Source organism: Comamonas brasiliensis (assembly GCF_018292285.1).
Lineage (GTDB): Bacteria > Pseudomonadota > Gammaproteobacteria > Burkholderiales > Burkholderiaceae_C > Comamonas > Comamonas brasiliensis.
The window spans coordinates 1,075,126-1,093,039 of record NZ_JAANES010000001.1 but is presented as its reverse complement, the minus strand read 5'-3'; the positions used below and the strand labels follow the sequence as shown (position 1 = coordinate 1,093,039).

General features: G+C 62.9%; 17 protein-coding genes. 12 read left to right on the top strand and 5 right to left on the bottom strand.

The genetic code is table 11. The annotated features are described in order from the left end of the window. The first annotated feature begins 81 nt into the window (after positions 1-81). From DJFAAGMI_RS04915 to DJFAAGMI_RS04870, 10 genes are all read left to right on the top strand, one after another. Positions 82-2,262, top strand: coding sequence for a PAS domain-containing hybrid sensor histidine kinase/response regulator (locus DJFAAGMI_RS04915; RefSeq protein ID WP_249333799.1), 2,181 nt, complete (start codon positions 82-84; stop codon positions 2,260-2,262). A 20-nt stretch (positions 2,263-2,282) separates the two neighbouring features. Next, positions 2,283-2,945 carry an RluA family pseudouridine synthase gene (locus DJFAAGMI_RS04910; protein WP_211456157.1) on the top strand — a complete coding sequence of 221 codons (663 nt, stop codon included), beginning with the start codon at positions 2,283-2,285 and terminating at the stop codon, positions 2,943-2,945. Between the two features lie 349 nt (positions 2,946-3,294). Next, positions 3,295-4,416 (top strand): high-affinity branched-chain amino acid ABC transporter substrate-binding protein, encoded by a 1,122-nt coding sequence (locus tag DJFAAGMI_RS04905; protein ID WP_003055476.1) that lies wholly within the window; start codon positions 3,295-3,297, stop codon positions 4,414-4,416. 97 nt (positions 4,417-4,513) lie between these two features. Next, positions 4,514-5,437 (top strand): high-affinity branched-chain amino acid ABC transporter permease LivH, encoded by a 924-nt coding sequence (gene livH, locus DJFAAGMI_RS04900; RefSeq protein ID WP_003055478.1) that lies wholly within the window; start codon positions 4,514-4,516, stop codon positions 5,435-5,437. Then, positions 5,437-6,675, top strand: a complete 1,239-nt coding sequence (locus tag DJFAAGMI_RS04895) for a high-affinity branched-chain amino acid ABC transporter permease LivM (protein ID WP_211456156.1) — start codon at positions 5,437-5,439, stop codon at positions 6,673-6,675. The genes livH and DJFAAGMI_RS04895 overlap by 1 nt, the downstream gene beginning before the upstream one ends. A gap of 55 nt (positions 6,676-6,730) precedes the next feature. Then, positions 6,731-7,498 (top strand): high-affinity branched-chain amino acid ABC transporter ATP-binding protein LivG, encoded by a 768-nt coding sequence (livG, locus tag DJFAAGMI_RS04890; RefSeq protein ID WP_211456155.1) that lies wholly within the window; start codon positions 6,731-6,733, stop codon positions 7,496-7,498. Then, positions 7,498-8,211: an ABC transporter ATP-binding protein gene (locus DJFAAGMI_RS04885; protein WP_211456154.1), complete on the top strand. Its 714-nt coding sequence runs from the start codon at positions 7,498-7,500 to the stop codon at positions 8,209-8,211. Before livG ends, DJFAAGMI_RS04885 begins: the two co-directional genes overlap by 1 nt. 81 nt (positions 8,212-8,292) lie before the next feature. Continuing rightward, positions 8,293-9,057, top strand: coding sequence for an SDR family NAD(P)-dependent oxidoreductase (locus DJFAAGMI_RS04880; protein ID WP_211456153.1), 765 nt, complete (start codon positions 8,293-8,295; stop codon positions 9,055-9,057). Between the two features lie 467 nt (positions 9,058-9,524). Beyond that, complete coding sequence (locus tag DJFAAGMI_RS04875; protein WP_211456152.1) at positions 9,525-10,508, top strand: Bug family tripartite tricarboxylate transporter substrate binding protein; 984 nt, start codon at positions 9,525-9,527, stop codon at positions 10,506-10,508. An 85-nt stretch (positions 10,509-10,593) separates the two neighbouring features. Beyond that, positions 10,594-11,151, top strand: coding sequence for a bacteriohemerythrin (locus DJFAAGMI_RS04870; protein ID WP_085960130.1), 558 nt, complete (start codon positions 10,594-10,596; stop codon positions 11,149-11,151). Between the two features lie 66 nt (positions 11,152-11,217). Here DJFAAGMI_RS04870 and DJFAAGMI_RS04865 read toward each other — a convergent pair whose 3' ends face one another. The 4 genes from DJFAAGMI_RS04865 to pobA all read right to left on the bottom strand — a co-directional run bounded on the left by DJFAAGMI_RS04865 (position 11,218) and on the right by pobA (position 14,619). After that, positions 11,218-11,655: a universal stress protein gene (locus tag DJFAAGMI_RS04865; protein ID WP_029158699.1), complete on the bottom strand. Its 438-nt coding sequence runs from the start codon at positions 11,653-11,655 to the stop codon at positions 11,218-11,220. Positions 11,656-11,801: 146 nt separating this feature from the next. Further along, on the bottom strand, positions 11,802-12,275 hold the full coding sequence (locus tag DJFAAGMI_RS04860) for a hypothetical protein (protein WP_211456151.1): 474 nt from the start codon (positions 12,273-12,275) through the stop codon (positions 11,802-11,804). A 191-nt stretch (positions 12,276-12,466) separates the two neighbouring features. Next, on the bottom strand, positions 12,467-13,246 hold the full coding sequence (locus DJFAAGMI_RS04855) for a 2OG-Fe dioxygenase family protein (protein WP_167001813.1): 780 nt from the start codon (positions 13,244-13,246) through the stop codon (positions 12,467-12,469). A 197-nt stretch (positions 13,247-13,443) separates the two neighbouring features. Continuing rightward, positions 13,444-14,619, bottom strand: coding sequence for a 4-hydroxybenzoate 3-monooxygenase (gene pobA / locus DJFAAGMI_RS04850; protein WP_211456150.1), 1,176 nt, complete (start codon positions 14,617-14,619; stop codon positions 13,444-13,446). Between the two features lie 180 nt (positions 14,620-14,799). Here pobA and DJFAAGMI_RS04845 point away from each other — a divergent pair, with 180 nt between their 5' ends. Further along, a complete protein-coding gene (locus DJFAAGMI_RS04845) occupies positions 14,800-15,588 on the top strand; it encodes an IclR family transcriptional regulator domain-containing protein (RefSeq protein WP_211456149.1) in 789 nt (262 codons plus the stop codon). A 145-nt stretch (positions 15,589-15,733) separates the two neighbouring features. On the opposite strand, the gene DJFAAGMI_RS04840 is transcribed toward DJFAAGMI_RS04845, so the two are convergent. After that, positions 15,734-16,645: a LysR family transcriptional regulator gene (locus DJFAAGMI_RS04840; protein ID WP_003055493.1), complete on the bottom strand. Its 912-nt coding sequence runs from the start codon at positions 16,643-16,645 to the stop codon at positions 15,734-15,736. A gap of 188 nt (positions 16,646-16,833) precedes the next feature. On the opposite strand from DJFAAGMI_RS04840, the gene DJFAAGMI_RS04835 reads away from it, so the two are divergent. Further along, positions 16,834-17,832 carry a Bug family tripartite tricarboxylate transporter substrate binding protein gene (locus tag DJFAAGMI_RS04835; protein ID WP_003055494.1) on the top strand — a complete coding sequence of 333 codons (999 nt, stop codon included), beginning with the start codon at positions 16,834-16,836 and terminating at the stop codon, positions 17,830-17,832. Positions 17,833-17,914: the final 82 nt, after the last annotated feature.

Genomic DNA, 17,914 nt, shown 5'->3' with positions numbered 1-17,914 from the left:
GGGCCGATGATGGGCAACGATCCGCTTTTTCTAGGGCAGGAGCCGGGACCGGCTTACACTGCCGGGAATTCTGCTTGTTTCATGAGCTCCTCCGAACCCACGCCCCCACCCTTGCTGCCTGTGATCGACGGCGGTCTGCCCCTGCATGCCCTGCTGGCCCCGGGCGCCGCCCCGCTGGGCCTGAACGCCAGCACCCAGCCCCTGGTGCCCGACGATGAAGACCCGCTGCAGGCTCTGGTGGCAGAGCTGCGCAACTACCAGCACGAGCTGGAGCTGCAGAACGAGGTGCTCAACTACAGCCAGGCCGTGGCCGAAAGCGCCTCCGAACGCTTCGAGACGCTGTTTGCCAGCATTCCGCTGCCTCTGCTGGTCGTCGACGAATACGATATGGTGGTCCAGGCCAATGCCATGGCCCACCGCGCATTTCAGCCCACCGAGAAAGATCGGCTGCTGATCAACTTCAAGCCCTTTGTGCACTTCAAGGATGCGGAGCGCGTGACCACGGCCTTCGAGCAGGCCAAGGCGCTGGGGCGTGCCGAAGTCCACGAGGTGCTGTTCCAGATCACCGACGAATTCGAACTCTGCGGCGACCTGCATGTGGCGGGCGTGGTCGTGCCACAGCAAAACGGCCCGGCCACCTGGCAGTATCTGTGCGCCGTGGTCAACCAGGGCCCACTGCTGGCCGAGCGCAAGGCCTTGCAGGAACGCAACCAGCAGCTCTATGCCAGCGAAAGACGGCTGGAGTCGGTCATCAACTCTGCGCTGGATGCCATCATCTGCGTCGACCAGTACCAGCGCATCACCGTCTTCAACCCCACGGCGGCAGCCCTGTTTCTGTGCTCGCCCCAGGATGCGCTGGGCAGTCCGCTGGAACGCTTTCTGCCCGATGCTGCGCGGGCTCTGGCCTTTTCCTCGCTGACCACGCAGGCCGTGCTGGGCGAGATGACGGGACTGACCATGGCGGGACGCGAGATCCCCATGGAAATCAGCGTCTCCTTCGAGCACCACAGCAGCGGCGACACCACCACCATCTTTGCACGTGACCTGACGAGCCGCAATCGCGCGGAAGCCCAGCGCAATGCGCTGGAAACCCAGCTGCGCGAATCCCACAAGATGCAGGCCGTGGGCACCATGGCCGGCGGGATCGCCCATGACTTCAACAACATCGTGGGCGCCATTCTGGGCAATGTGGAACTCGCAAAAGTCGACAGTGCCAACAACCCGGCCGCCATGGAAAGCCTGCGAGAGATCGAAAAAGCCGGTCGCCGTGCGCGTGACCTGGTTCGCCAGATTCTGACCTTCAGCCGAAACGACCTGCCCGAGCGCCGCCCCGTTCAGGTGCAGGAGGTCATGTCGGACACGGCGCGCCTGCTGCGCGTGACCTTGCCGCCTTCCATAGAGTTGCAGGTACAGGAGAGCGAGGAGCTGCCGCCGCTGATGGCCGACCCCACCCAGGTGGAACAGGCGCTGTTCAATCTCTGCAACAACGCCATGCAGGCCATTGGCAACCAGCGCGGTTTCATCCAGATGCGTGCCATGCGCATCGCGCCCGACCATTACCAATGCGAACGGCTGGGCCTGCCTGTGGCCGAATACCTGGTCTTCATGGTGCAGGACTCGGGCCCCGGCATCGACATCGTGACCCAGCGGCGTATCTTCGAGCCTTTTTTCACCACCAAGCCGGTGGGCCAGGGCACGGGCCTGGGTCTGTCGGTGGTACATGGCGTGATGCGCACCCATGGCGGCGCCGTCGACGTTCACAGCGAGCTGGGCCAGGGCAGCTGCTTCACGCTGTACTTCCCCCTCGGCGAGCCGAGCGGCAGTCACCCGGCTCAGGTACCGCTGCGCACGGACAAGCCCGAAGCGCCGCTGGCCGAGCCGGTACAGGCCACGCGCGCCAGCCATGTGATGTATGTGGATGACGACCAGGCCCTGGTCTTTCTGTTCCAGCGCCTGCTGCGCCGTCGCGGCTATGAAGTCTCGGGCTTCACCGACCCGCGTGAGGCCATGGCTGCCCTGGAAAGCGAGCCCCAGCGCTTCGACCTCATCGTCACCGACTACAACATGCCCGGTTTCAGCGGCCTGGACCTGCTCAGACAGGCACTGCAGATCAGCCCGCAACTGCCCGTGGCGCTGGCCTCCGGTTATGTGACGGCCGAGATCGAGCAGGCAGCGATTGCAGCCGGAGCCAGGGCCTTGATCCACAAGCCCAACGACGTGCAGGAGTTCTGCGCCACCGTTCATGAGTTGCTGAACCCCTGAAACCACCGGCAGATGATTGAATGAGTGCGTTGAACTGTGTCTATGAAGATGAGCACCTGCTGGTGCTGGACAAGCCCTCGGGCCTGCTGTGCGTGCCCGGTCGCGGCCCGGACAAGCAAGATTGCCTGAGCCTGCGCGCCCTGCAGCATTTCGGCGATGCGCTGGTGGTGCACCGGCTCGATCAGGCCACCTCGGGCCTGGTCATCATGGCGCGCAATCCGGGCGTACAGCGGCAGCTCGGCCAGGCCTTTGCCGAACGCCAGGTCGACAAGCGCTATATCGCCGTGGTGGCCGGTGATCTGCAGGCGGGTCCGGAAACCGCAGATGCCAAGGGCTGGCAGCTGATCGATCTACCGATCGCGGCCGACTGGGAACGCCGCCCTCTGCGAGTCATCGACCACGAAACCGGCAAAAGCAGCCAGACACTATGGCGGGTGGTGGAGCAGACCGGGCAGCAGGAGATGACCTGCACTCGCGTCCTGCTGAGTCCGCTGACGGGCCGCACCCATCAATTGCGCCTGCATATGGCCGCCTCGGGCCACGCCATCCTGGGCGATGCGCTCTATGCCGACGAAACGGTGGCCAGCGCCAGCCCGAGGCTGTTGCTGCATGCGACGGCACTGGAGCTGGTACATCCGGTCACCGGTGCTTTGCTGATGCTCAAAAGCGAGCCTGGCTTTTAAGCTGCATCAAATCTGCTGCCACCGTCAAGCAGCAATTGTTGTCGCGTTGCAACAAAGACCCTTCGCAACCGCATCCGAAGCGCCCCCCAAATCGGCCCCCAAGGAGTGCCGCTGCAGACACTTGCAGCCGGCTCCAGGCTCGACATGCCTATACATCACAAATGAAGGTCAAGCCATAGCCCCTGGGTAATAGCTGCTATGCACGACATAGCAAAAACCGAAAGCCTGCACCAGCCCCTGCATACCCTGTTGCCTTCATTTACCACTCGATTAACCTGTGCTTCTTTGCGCGAACTGCTATGGCAGCAATCGCGCTTTTCGAACATCTCTCGAGATTAAGGAAGTCCTCATGAGCATTCCGTTCCGCATGCAAACCGTTGTTGCCGCCCTGGGCCTGGCTGGTGCCGCCCTGGTCTCCACCGCGCATGCCCAAATCAAGATCGCCCTGGTCATCCCCACCACCGGTGCGCTGACCCAGTACGGCGACATGGTCAAGGAAGGTGCGACCACCGCCGTCGAAATGGCCAACGCCTCTGGCGGCATCAACGGCAAGAAGATCGAACTGGTGCCCGTGGACGATGCCTGCGAGCCCAAGCAAGGCCCTGTTGCAGCCAACCGCGTGGTCAACAGCAAGATCGGCTATGTGGTCGGCCCCGTCTGCTCGGGTGCCTCGATTGCCGCAGCGCCCATCTACAACAACGAAGGCGTAGTGGTCGTCACTCCCTCGGCCACCTCCCCCGCACTGACCGACGGCAAGAACTACCACTTCATCTTCCGCACCATCGGCCGTGACGACCAACAGGGCCCCGCAGCCGCCAAGTTCATTGCCGAGAAGCTCAAGCCCAAGAAGGTTGCCGTGCTGCACGACAAGCAGTCCTATGGACAGGGCATTGCCTCCTCCGTGCGTGACGACCTGAAGAAGGCCAAGATCGACGTGGCCCTGTTTGAGGGCATCAACGCCGGCGACAGCGACTACTCCGCCGTCATCACCAAGCTCAAGGGCGCAGGCGTGGACTTTGTCTACTACGGCGGCTACCACCCCGAAATGGGCCTGCTGCTGCGCCAGGCTGCCGAGCAAGGCCTGAAGGTCAAGATGATGGGCCCCGAGGGCGTGGGCAATCCTGAAGTCAACGCCATAGCCGGCCCTGCCGTCGAAGGCATGCTGGTGACCCTGCCCGCCGATTTTGCCGCCAACCCCAAGAACGCCGCCGTGGTCAAGGCTTTCGCCGACAAGAAGCGCAATGCTTCGGGCGCCTTCCAGCTGACCTCGTTTGCTGCCACCCAGTCTCTGCTGGCCGCCATCAAGGCAGCAGGCGACAACCCAGCCAAGGTTGCGGACTGGATGCACAAGTCCACCGGTGTGGACACCGTGCTGGGTCCCGTCTCCTGGAACAAGCAGGGTGACCTGAACTCCTTCGACTTCCAGGTCTTCCAGTGGCACAAGGACGGCAGCAAGTCGCTCGCAAAGTAATTCCACCACCTTCTTCCGGGGGCAATGGCAGGGGCCATGCCTCCGGATATTTGCTATCTGGCCCTCGGGCCTTTTCCTGTTTCAAGGGTGGCGTTACATGTCAGACATTCTCCCCCAGCTGATACAACAGCTTTTCAACGGGCTCTCACTCGGAGCCATTTACGCCCTGATCGCCATTGGCTACACCATGGTCTACGGCATCATCGGCATGATCAATTTCGCACACGGCGACATCTACATGATCGGAGCCTATATAGGCCTGGTCACGCTTTCTGCCATAGGCACGCAAAGCGGCCTGCCGGTCTGGGCCATCATCGGCCTGATGCTGGTGGTGGCCGTCTTCGTCACCGGCGTCTACGGCCTGGTGGTCGAACAGGTGGCCTACAAGCCCGTGCGCCAGAGCCCGCGCCTGGTGGCGCTGATCTCGGCCATCGGCATGTCCATCTTCCTGCAGAACTGGGTGGCCCTGGGCCAGGGTGCACGCGACATGGCCGTGCCTTCGCTGCTGCCCGGCGCCATCAACTTCCACATGGGTGATTTCGAAGTCTTCATCCCCTACACCCGCGTACTCATCATTGCCGTGACCGTGGTGCTGATGATCGCGCTGACCATGTACATCAAGCATTCGCGCATGGGCCGGGCCTCTCGTGCCTGCGCGCAGGACATGCACATGGCCAATCTGCTGGGAATCGACACCAACAAGGTCATCTCCTTCACCTTTGTGCTGGGCGCCGTGCTGGCCGCCGTAGGCGGCGTGCTGATTGCGCTGGCTGTGGGCAAGCTCAATCCCTTCATCGGCTTTCTGGCCGGCATCAAGGCCTTCACCGCTGCCGTGCTTGGAGGCATCGGCTCCATCCCCGGCGCCATGCTGGGTGGCGTGATCCTGGGCGTGGCCGAGACTTTTGCCGCCGCCTACATCTCGTCGGAATACAAGGACATCGTGGCCTTCGGCCTGCTGGTGACCATCCTGATGTTCCGCCCCTCGGGCCTGCTGGGCAAACCTGAAGTGGAGAAAGTCTGATGAAGTACAGCTTTTCTGCCGCTTTGCGCGATGCGCTGATCGCCACCGTGATGACGGCCATCGTCGTCACGCCCATCTTCAGCCTGCACCTGGAGCGCGCCGGTGTGCGCACCGTCATTGCCCCCGACTGGAGCATGACCGGCTGGGCCTGCCTGGCCATCTTCGTCGTGCAGATGCTCAAGCCCCTGCTCGCCGGCAAGCTGCCAAGGCTCAACCTGCCGGCCGTGCCGCAGATGAAGTCGGGCACCCGCAACGTCGTCATCTTCGTGGTGCTGATGATGGCCGCGTCCTGGCCCTTCTTCGCCGGACGCAATGCCGTCGACATCGCCACCCTGGCCATGATCTACGTCATGCTGGGCCTGGGTCTGAATGTGGTGGTCGGCTTTGCCGGCCTGCTGGATCTGGGCTTTGTGGGCTTCTACGCCGTGGGCGCCTATACCTATGCGCTGCTGTTCCACTGGGCCGGCTGGACGTTCTGGGAAGCGCTGCCGCTGGCCGGTGCGGCCTCGGCGCTGTTCGGCTTTGTGCTGGGCTTTCCCGTGCTGCGCCTGCGCGGCGACTATCTGGCCATCGTGACGCTGGGCTTCGGTGAAATCATCCGCCTGCTGCTGGTCAACCTGACCAGCTTCACGGGCGGCCCCGACGGCATCTCCAGCATCCCCAAGCCCTCGGTGCTGGGCCTGCCGATGACACGCACGCCGCTGACCGAGGACGGCACCACGTTTCACCAGTTCTTCGGCATGGAGTTCAACTCCATGCACATGGTGATCGCGCTGTACCTGATGGCGCTGCTGCTGGCCATGGTGACGCTGTTCATCAGCAACCGCCTGATCCGCATGCCCATAGGCCGCGCCTGGGAAGCCCTGCGCGAGGACGAGATCGCCTGCCGCTCCCTGGGCCTGAACCCCATGAAGATCAAGCTCTCGGCCTTCACGCTGGGCGCCATGTTCGCGGGTTTCGGCGGTGCCTTCTTTGCCGCACGCCAGGGCATTGTCAATCCGGAGTCCTTCACCTTCATCGAGTCGGCCCTGATCCTGGCCATCGTGGTGCTGGGCGGCATGGGCTCGCAGCTAGGCGTGATCGTCGCCGCCATCATCCTGACCGTGCTGCCCGAGCTGGCGCGCGAATTCTCCGAGTACCGCATGCTGATCTTCGGCCTGGTCATGATTCTGATGATGATCTGGCGCCCCCAGGGCCTGCTGCCCATGAAGCGACATCAGGTGGAGGTGAAGTCATGAAACTACGCCTGAACGCTATCATTTCAATAACTACAACCACAGGCAGGGCAAACGCATGAGCGAGTATTTGCTAGAAGTCAAAGACCTGTGCATGCGCTTCGGCGGCCTGCTGGCCGTGGACAACGTGGGCTTTAACGTACGCCCTCAGGAAGTGTTTGCCATCATCGGCCCCAACGGCGCGGGCAAGACCACGGTGTTCAATTGCATCAGCGGTTTCTACCAGCCTTCGGGCGGCACTGTCGTGCTGGACGGCCAGAGCATTGCGGGCCAGAGCAGCCACCATGTCGCCAACCACGGCGTGGTGCGCACCTTCCAGAATGTGCGTCTGTTCAAGAGCATGACGGCGCTGGAAAACCTGCTCGTCGCCCAGCACCGCCAGTCGCGTGCCAGCTTGCTCGGCGGCCTCTTCAACACCCCCGGCTATCGCCGCGCCGAGCAGGAAAAGATCGACAACGCACTCCAGTGGCTGGACGTGATGGGCCTGCGCCAGTTCGCCAACCGCGAAGCCGGCAATCTGGCCTACGGTCACCAGCGCCGCCTGGAGATCGCGCGCTGCATGATCACCAAGCCCCGCGTGCTGATGCTGGACGAACCCGCTGCCGGCCTCAACCCCCAGGAGAAGAAAGACCTGCAGCAGCTGATCGACCAACTGCGAAAACAATACGGCGTCGCCGTGCTGCTGATCGAGCACGATATGGGCCTGGTCATGGGTGTGTCCGAGCGCATTCTGGTCATGGAATACGGCAAGCCCATCGCCATGGGCCTGCCCGAAGCGATTCGCAATGATGAACGGGTCATCAAGGCCTATCTGGGAGAGGCCTGATGAGCCAGCATATGTTGCAACTGGAGCAGGTCTCCACCCATTACGGCGCGATCTGCGCGGTCGATCATGCCAGCCTGCATGTCGATCAGGGCGAGATCGTCACCCTGATCGGCAGCAATGGCGCTGGCAAGACATCGCTGCTGATGACGGTGTGCGGCAATCCACGCGCCAGCGGCGGACGCATTCTGTTCGAGGGCGAGGACATCACCCAGATGTCCACCCACCACATCATGCGCCGCGGCATCGCCATCTCGCCCGAAGGCCGTCGCGTCTTCAAGGACCTGACGGTGACCGAGAATCTGCAGATGGGCGGTTTCTTCCTGAACAAGACCGAGATTGCCGACGGCATCGAGCATGTCTTCAAGCTCTTCCCCCGCCTGAAGGAACGTGCCGTGCAGCGCTCGGGCACCATGTCGGGCGGCGAGCAGCAGATGCTGGCCATCGGCCGTGCGCTGATGAGCAAGCCGCGCCTGCTGCTGCTGGACGAGCCCACGCTGGGTCTGGCGCCGCTCATCATCGCGCAAATCTTCGAGATCATCCAAACCATTCGCGCAGCGGGTGTGACGGTGTTCCTGGTCGAGCAGAACGCCAACCGCGCCCTGCAGATTGCCGACCGCGGCTACGTGCTGGAAACCGGCAAGGTGGTGCTGGAGGACAGCGGCGTCAACCTGCTGAGCAATGACGAGGTGCGCAAGGCCTACCTGGGTCATTGATCGCCCTTCAACCCTGCGGCAAGCCCCGCCGGACGCCAGTCCTGCGGGGCTTGTTCTTTTCGGCCTTGAATCGACCGTAAGATGCCCGGCATGACCAAGCATTTAACGATTCTGACAGGCGGCTCCCGTGGCATGGGCCTGTCCATGGGACAGCGGTTGCTGCAACAAGGCCATCAGTTGCTGAGCATTGCCCGCAAGACCAGCACCACCCTCGCTTCCAGCGCCAGCAAGCCCGAGCAGCTATTGCAATGGGAGCAGGACCTGGCGCAAAGCGCCGCAGCCGCGCAACGCCTCACGACCTGGCTGGAAACGCAGGACCACAGCGCATGGGCCAGCATCACCCTGATCAACAACGCCGGTGTCATTCCGCAGATTGCACCGCTGTCTCAAGTGCCTGCGGCCGATATGATCCATGCGCTGCGCGTGGGTCTTGAAGCGCCCATGGCCCTGACCGGAGCCTTTCTCGGCGCGACCGAGAGCTGGGCAATTCCCCGCAAGGTGCTCAATATTTCCTCGGGTCTGGGCCGCCGCGCCATGGCTTCGCAAGCCAGTTACTGCACGGCCAAGGCGGGCATGGACCAGTTCAGCAGCTGCGTGGCGCTGGAAGAAGCGGCCAAACCCAACGGCGCGCGCATTGTGTCCCTGGCCCCCGGCGTCATCGACACCGATATGCAGGTGCAGCTGCGCAGCGCGGCCTCGGCCGATTTCCCGGATGTGGCCCGCTTTGCCAGTCTGCACAGCAACGGCCAGCTGACCTCGGCCGACGATGCCGCAGACCGCGTGCTGGCCTGGCTGGCGCGACCCGATTTCGGCGACCAGGTGATTGCCGACGTACGTCAGGCCTGAGCCTTCATTCGCAGCCGTCAGCATCCCAAGCCTGGCTGCACTGCCGAGTCCCCGCAAAGCCGGGGTACAGGCCCGGCCTATTCACGAACCAAGCCTTCGCACCTCGGTCATGCGTGGCAAAATGTTTCGACTGCTCTGCAAGCGCTTCAACGCCGTACGCAGAGCCGCAATCCGCGCCCGTGGGCCACATCGGCAGCGACACCCGATCGGTACGCTGCCTCCGTGCTAGCAACTGCAGCAACCCTGCGGTGCAGCGCGCGCGGATGGCGATCATGTCCGTACAGCATGGCTCGCGCTCCCCGGTAAAGACAAATACCCATTGATGGCGGAACCACCCTCCCCGATCATCGAAAAGCCCACCTTCCGTGACTCTGGCTTCTGAGTTCAAGACTCGGACACCAGCCGCGACTGCGCCGCCCTTTTCTGCGGGCCAGCGCTCCCCCGTTCGTCTCTGGAGTTTCTTTTTCATGTTTCGCCAAATCCTCATCAGCACAGCCGTGATCGCAAGCGCGAGCCTGGGCTTTTCCGCCGCTGCACAAGACCCCGCAGCCGAATACCCCAACAAGCCCGTGCGCATGATCGTGCCCTTCCCGCCCGGCGGCGGCACCGACATCCTCTCGCGCGTGATTGCCAACAAGCTCACCGAAGTCAGCAAGTGGACCGTGGTGCCCGACAACCGTGCGGGTGCAGGCGGCACCATCGGCATCACCGAAGCGGTGAAAGCGGCCCCTACGGGCTATGACATGGTGATGGGCCAGAAGGACAATGTGGTCCTCGGCCCCTATCTCTACAAGAACCTGCCCTGGAACCCCACCAGGGACCTGATCCCCGTGGCCCATGTGGCCTACACCCCCATCGTGATCGCCACGGCCGCCAACTCGCCCTACAAGACGCTGGCCGACGTGGTGGCTGCAGCCAAGAAAAATCCATCCAAGATCACCTATGGCTCACCCGGCAACGGCACCAGCATCCACCTCGCGGGCGTGATGCTGGAAAAGGCCTCGGGCATTCACCTGACCCACGTGCCCTACAAGGGCTCCAACCCCGCGATGATGGATGCGCTGGCCGGCAACGTGGACCTGCTGGTCTCGTCCGTGCCATCGGCCATCGGCCAGATCAAGTCCGGCAAGCTGCGCGCGATTGCCGTCACCTCGGCCAGCCGCTCCAGCTCGCTACCGGACACACCCACGCTGGCCGAATCGGGCCTCAAGGGCTTTGACGTGAGCACCTGGTACGGCCTGTTCATGTCCAAGGGCACGCCCTCGTCCATCGTGACCAAGGTCAATCTGGAAGTGAACAAGCTGCTGGCCATGCCCGAAGTGCGCGAGGCCATTCTGACCCAGGGTGCCGAGCCCCAGTCCATGAGTGTCGCCAACTTCGACAAGATGTTCCAGGCCGACTTCAAGCAGTCCAAGCAGATCGTGGAGTCCTCGGGCGCCAAGATCGAGTGACGCCGCAATGCGCGGAGGATCGGCATCCTCCGCGCTACCGCAGCGGATCGACCTGATCTGCATCAATGCGGCATATGACAAGCTCATGAATACTTCTGCGGAAATCCTTGAATTTCTGGAGAACATCATGGCATTGCTGGTCTGGGTCCCCGAGCTGGACACCGGGATTGCAGAGATCGACCGGCAGCATCGCCGCATCGTCGACTACATCAACCGGCTCTACGAACTGCGCAGCTCGCCCGACCGCGAAGGTCTGGGCGATGTCATCGGCGAGATGATCGACTACACCGTCTCGCATTTTGTCTTCGAGGAAAGCCTGATCGAGAGCGCCGGCTATATGTTCGCCGGGCCCCACAAAAAGGTGCACGAGCTGTTCACACGCCGCGTGATCGAGATGCAGACCCGCTTCGATGCGGGCGAGGATGTCGCAGCAGAACTGCACGGCATGCTCTCGCGCTGGCTGTTCAACCACATCCGCAACGAAGACCATGGCTATGTGGACTCGGCCAAGGTCTATCTGCGCATGATGTCCAAGGAAAGCGGACACTCCGCACAGAAGGAGCAGCTCAAGGCCGAAGTGCTTCAGGAGCTGGAATTGCAGCGCAGGAAAAAAGGCTGGCTGGCCCGGCTGCTCAATCGCTGAGCACGCTTGCCCACAAGAAAAACGGCTCCCTGGGGAGCCGTTGCTACGTGGACAGCCGCCTGGCGCTCACTCGCGCACGACCAGCACCGGCACACGCACGGCACCCAGCACGCGCTGGGTGACGCTGCCCAGCATCAGCTTCTCAAGGCCGCGCCGCCCCTGGGAGCCCATGACGACCAGGTCGGCGCCCACGCTTTCCATGGTGCGCACAATGCCTTCATGCACGGCATGGCCCTCGCCCACCAGGGTCTTCACCGGCACACCTGCCTCGTCCATGATGGCCTTGACCGCATCCAGTGCAGTGTTGGCCTCGGCCGTTGCAGCACTCAGATACTGCGACTGCCCATAGGCAAAGTCGGCACCGACGCCGGTGAAAGGATAGGGATCGACCACATACACTGCCGTCACGGCGCTGCCAAAGACCTTGGAGAGCTCGGCGGCCTTGCGTGCCGCCAGCATGGAAGGCTTGGAGCCGTCGACCGGAACCAGAATGTGATTGAACATGGACATATGTTTCTCCTTTCGAGTTGCAGGCGACATGAGCCCCAGGCCAGAGACCCGGGGCAGATGCCGCTCTTGGAATAGCATGCAGTCTGCCTTCATCATGCCTCAGCGTGTTGACATGAATCAACCCCAAAGTTCAACGCATCTCAGATGCAGACATGCGCCGCCTCGTATTCGTAGCACTTGTCCAGCAGCCTGTCGGACTTGTCGGTGATCGTGATGCGCGTGCCGTCGGGGCGCAGCAGGGAGACGTTCTTGAAGGCCGGCTCATGCGGCTTGCTGGGCGCATCGCGGCGCACGGTCCATGCCTCCTGGACGATGCCGCCCGGCATGTCCAGCATCACGACGATCTGCTCGGTGTCGTCGGAAAGGCGAATGCACTTGGCATCATTCATCTCGACGACGGCTCCGGCGGGCGCCGCCAGGCCATAGGGACATTCCTGAACGCCGTGAATCGGCACCGAGATATCACCGAGGGAGATTTCCAGTCCGTTGCGAAAATAGATCGTGGGCTCCTTGATCTGGGCCGCCTGCGCAGGGCGATCCTCGAAGGGCTGGCAGGCCGCTATCGTGGCAAGAGCTGTCAGCACGGAAATGCTAAGGGCGTAGAAGCGATTCATATAAAAAAACCACGCCTTGCAGGGCGTGGTGTGGGCCAGTGGACCTGGCTGCCTGGATGAGAGCTTACGCGGCGATGTGAGAACTTCGTCGCGACGAGCCCGCATCATGCAGTGTCCAGGGCGTCACTTTGATGCATTGAGAACGTTACAGTTTTGCCCAAATTTTCCGAAGCGACGCTCGCCCGAGTCCGTCAGGAGGCCTGAGCCGGCTGCTCCTGAAGCTCGGCGCCCTGGAAGTTGCCACGGCGATAGGTCAGCACCAGCGTGTCGCGCACGCCACCGGGCTCGGCAGGTTGAATCGGCGTGGTCTCATGAATCATGCGCGCGTCGTCGAGCAGCATCACGGACCAGGGCTCGGTCAAGGTAAAGCGCTGGCCGTTGGGGCCGGTCGCTTCGAACACGCGGGTCTCGCCCCCTTTGACACCCTTGCGCCCCACCAGCAGCACGGCGACCAGATCGACGCCGTCGCGGTGCGCGCCTTCGGGCGTGGGACGTCCGATGCCGTCCGTGGTGTCGATGCGGAACTGGTGCGCCTCGACAAACCAGCGCTCATGCCGCTCGTCGGTGCAGAACACCTGATCGGCCAGTTGCCCCAGAGCATTGATCATCTCCAGCCATGCCGCGCTCGTCGTCGTGCTGTCCAGCATGGGCTCGAACATGCGCTGCATGCCGCCATGCAGAGCGTTGTATTCCACGGGCTGCCAGTGGGCGCGGTGCGGCACCTGCTGAACCTGATCGCCTTCGCTGACAAAGCAGGAATGGCGGCGGCGGCGATAACGGCCGCCGTCCTTGAGGAAGGCGTCGGGCGGCAGGCCCTGCCAGTCCGCATCCATGGCATGCAGATCGCTCACGCTCAGGCCCATCCACTGGGCGAAGTCCTCGGGCTGCAGCACGGCATAGCCGCGCGTGCGCAAGGACAGGGCTGCCTCGGCAGCGGCAATATAGGGAGGGGAAAACATGATGTGCGCCATAAGGTCGGCAAGCTTACTCCTCACAGGCCCTTGCGGCTTGCGCCCCGGCATCAAAATTTACGCAAGGCAGCATCAACCAATTTGCATGGATGAAAAAATGCCTGCATCGCGCACGGCAAGGCAGGCAGAGCACAAGGCGCCGGGATCGAACACCTGGCCTTCATCACCGCAGTGACAAAGGCCAGGCGGTCTGGGGCTTAAACCAGAGGCAGACCCACATAGTTCTCGGCCAGCGAGGTGGAGCCGGCCTCGGAGTGGACGATGTAGTCCAGCTCGGCTTCCTGCACCTTGGTGTTGAATTCACCAGCCTCGGGGAAGTTGTGCAGCATGGAGGTCATCCACCAGGAGAAGCGCTCGGCCTTCCAGACGCGACGCAGGCACTGCTCGGAGTAACGATCAATGCCGGCTTCGGACTGCTGCTGGTAGTACTCGACAAAGGCTTGCGACAGGTAGCCCACGTCGGAAGCGGCCAGGTTCAGGCCCTTGGCGCCTGTGGGAGGCACGATATGCGCGGCGTCGCCGGCCAGGAACATGCGGCCGAAGCGCATGGGCTCGGTCACGAAGCTGCGCAGCGGTGCAATGCTTTTTTCCAGCGAAGGGCCGGTCACCAGATTGGCGCGCGCTTCGGGGTCCAGGCGCTTCTTGAGCTCTTCCCAGAACGCTTCGTCGCTCCAGTCCTCGACCTTGTCGGTCAGCGGCACCTGCAGATAGTAGCGGCTGCGCGTGGCGCTGCGCTGGCTGCACAAGGCAAAGCCGCGTTCGGTGTTGGCATAGATCAGCTCGTGCGACACGGGCGGCGTATCGGAGAGCAGGCCCAGCCAGCCGAAGGGATAGACCTTCTCGAAGGTCTTGATCTTGTCCTGAGGCGCGCTGGCGCGGCAGATGCCGTGAAAGCCGTCGCAACCGGCGATGAAGTCGCATTCGATCTCGTGCACCTGGCCGTCTTTTTCGTAACGCACCTTGGGCTTGTCGCTCTCGAAGTCCACGGGCTGCACGTGGCTGGCCTCGTACACCGTGGTCAGGCCCTCCTGGGCACGCACTTCCATCAGGTCACGGGTGACTTCGGTCTGGCCGTAGACCATCACGCGCTTGCCGCCGGTCAGGCCGTTGAGGTCGATGCGGTGACGCTTGCCCTTGAACAGCAGCTCGATGCCGTCGTGAGGCAGGCCTTCCTCATTCATGCGCTTGTCGGCGCCCGCCTGCTTGAGCAGATCCACCGTCACCTGCTCCAGCACGCCGGCGCGGATGCGGCCCAGCACATAGTCGGCGCTGCGCTGCTCGATGATGATGTTGTCGATGCCCGCCTTGTAGAGCAGCTGCCCCAGCAGCAAACCCGAGGGACCGGCACCGATGATGGCGACTTGTGTACGCATGAATATGACTCCTTGTTATGGCTCAAAAACCTGTCGATCGGCGCGCGTGACGACGCCGATTGCGCTGTGCAGCAAGACTAAGTTTTGTGCTGCATCAAGACAAAGGAGAGAATCGTTGTTTGCGCGATAATCGCACAATGAGACCGATGATCGCGCAAAACAAGAACGACGGAACCGAGCATGAGTGAACCCGGCACCCCTACCATCGCTGCGGCGGACTTCATTGCCGGCCTGGCCAAGGGCCTGGCCGTGCTCGAGAGCTTCGACACCGAGCGCCAGCGCCTGAACGCCACCATGGCGGCCGAGCGCGCGGGCATCACGCGCGCCGCCGCCAGGCGCCATCTGCTCACCCTGGCCTATCTCGGCTATCTGGAGTCCGATGGCAGCTATTTCTGGCTGGCGCCCAAGGTGCTGCGCCTGTCGGGCAGCTATCTGGCCTCGGCCCGGCTGCCGCGCATCGTGCAGCCCGTGCTGCACAGGCTGGCCGCGCAGACCGGGCTGTCCTACTCCTGCGTGGTGCGCGAGGGGCGCGAAGTCGTCATCGTCGCGCGCAGCGCCGTGCATGAAAAGGGCGAGCGGCTGATGGCCCACGGGCTGCACCTGGGCACGCGCCTGCCGGCGCATGCCACGTCCACGGGCCGGGTGCTGCTGGCCTCGCTCTCGGGCCCGGAGCTCGACGACTGGCTGGCCACCTATGACCTACCCAAGCTGACGGCGCACACGGTCTCCGACGGTGCGGCGCTGAAGACCTTGCTCGACGAGGTACGCCGCCTCGATTACTGCATGGCACTCGAAGAGCATGAACTGGCGATTCAGGCCGTGGCCGTGCCCCTGCGCAATATGCGCGGGCGCACCGTGGCAGCGCTGAATGTGGTGACATCGGCCAAGCGCATGAGCCCGCAAACCATGCAGCAGGAAATACTGCCGCTGCTGCAGGAAGCCGCGAGAACCTTGCGCCCCCAGCTTTGACGCTATCAATATCAAAGCTTATTGCGCTTGCCCTTCATTGATTTCAGGTACAAATAAGGTTGAAATCCTTATTTAACAAGCGCAACGCGCTCCCCTAGCAGGAGCATGAACCGACAGCGGCCATGCCCCGGAGCAGGCCAGTCGTTCAGATATGACCGCTTTCCACCGAGCAGACCTGCATGCTAAGACGGCGCAGCAACTCGGCCGTGCGGCGCATCAGGGGCGTGGACTTCTTCTTGGCGGGCTGCACCAGGCACAAGGTGCTGACGATATGCGGCGACTTGATGGGCACCTCCACCAGCGATGCATCCGTGGCATGACTGTGCATGGCGCTGTCGGTCAACGCCGCATAGCCATAGCCGCCGCGCACCAGATCAAGAATGGCGGGCACGCTGGAAACCTCCCAGACCACATTGAGCTTGACCTGCGACAGCGTGGCCTGGGCCTCCATCAGCTTGCGGAAAATCTGCCCGTGCTGGGGCATGATCAGCGGGAACTCGGCCAGATGCTCGAACGGAATGCTGGTGCGCCCTGCCAGCGTGCTGGCCGGGCCGATCAGGCACAGACGCTCTTCGAGCACGGGCGAGACCTCGATCTGCGGATGCGGCTCCGGCGTGTAGACCAGGCCCAGATCCATGCGCCCCGAGGTCAGCCACTCCGAGATATTCATGGAAAAACCCTCGACCACCGCCAGCCTGGCCTTGGGCATCTCCCGGCTGAAGCCGTCGATCAGGGGCAGGGTCAGGCGCCGCGCCAGGCTCGGCGGCAGGCCCACGGTGATGCGCCCCACGGGCTCGTCGCGCTGACTGCCCAGATCCTCCTTGGCCATGGCCACGCGCTGCATGATGGCGTGCCCATGCTCGAGCAGGCGGCGCCCCGCATCGGTCAGCGTCACGCCGCGCCCGGTGCGTATCAGCAAGGTCTCGCGCAACTCCGTTTCCAGGGCCCGTACCTGACGGCTGAGCGCCGGCTGGGCGGTGTCCAGCAGCACCGCAGCCTTGCTGAAGCTCCCCACTTCGGCCACCCGAACAAAGGTCTCTATCTGCTGCAGATTCATGCTCACACCTTTCAAAACAAGCTATGCTATTTTGCTATAGCTGCTAGCCTCAGCTAGACCTAGGTGTTTATGCCCCAAGTGACACAATGTAATTAACTGGGCCTGAATATCTAAAAATAACAGCCGACGATATCAACAATGCGTGGTCCACACGCAATTCATCATCGACATCCTTCCAGGGAGACAAAATGACCCATAAGCTCAACATGAGCCGTCGCCAAGCTGCATTCGCACTCGGCGCCATTGCCGCAGCCGTGGCAGCCCCCTCGTTCGCCCAGAGCGACAAGTGGCCCACCAAGTCCTCGCGCATCATCAACCCCTTCCCCGTAGGCGGTGGTCCCGATGGCATCTCGCGCCTGGTGGCCGACAAGCTGGGCCGTGCCTGGGGCCAGCCCGTGGTGGTGGAAAACCGCCCCGGCGGCAACGGCTTCATCGCCATCAACGAATTCAAGCGTGGCGCGACCGACGGCACGGACATGATCCAGCTGGACAACGTCCATATCGCGGCCTACCCCCACCTGTTCAAGAAGCTGCCCTACGACCTGAACAAGGACTTCGACATCCTGATGCCCTTGTTCCGCAACTACTTCTTTGTCTGCGTGCCCGTCAACAGTCCCTACAAGACCATCGGTGACCTGATCGCCGATGCCAAGGCGCATCCCGGCAAGCTGAACTACGGCTCCTGGTCCGTGGGCAACCCCGTGCACCTGGGCTCGGCGCTGCTGGAAAACCAGACCGGCACCAAGATGGAGCACGTGATCTACAAGGAAACCAGCCAGCTGTACCAGGGCGTTGCCAATGGCGAGCTGACCTTTGCCCTGGGCTCTCTGGGCACTGCAGGTCCTCTGGTACGTGGCGGCAAGCTGCGCTTCCTGGCGGTGGCCGCTCCCAGCCGCATTGCCGGCTTCGAGAACGTGCCCACAGTGTCCGAATCGGGCGGCCCCAAGGATTTCGCAGCCATCGGCTGGAACGCCCTGGCCGTGCGCCCCGGCACCCCTGCGGCCGTGGTCGAGAAGATCCGCACCGATGTCCGCCAGGCGCTGACCGGCCAGGACGTGAAGGAAAAGTTCGCTGCCTTCGGCTACGAGTCCTTCAACCCCACGCCTGCCGAATTCAAGGCCTTCATGGCCTCCGAAAGCAAGCGCTTTGGCGAGGTGATCAAGAAGGCCGGTCTGGCTCTGGACTGATCCAGCCCGCCCAGCCGTAAAGAAGCCGCCTCTTGAGGCGGCTTTTTCATGCGCTGCAGCATCAGAAAAAACGCCCGATGCG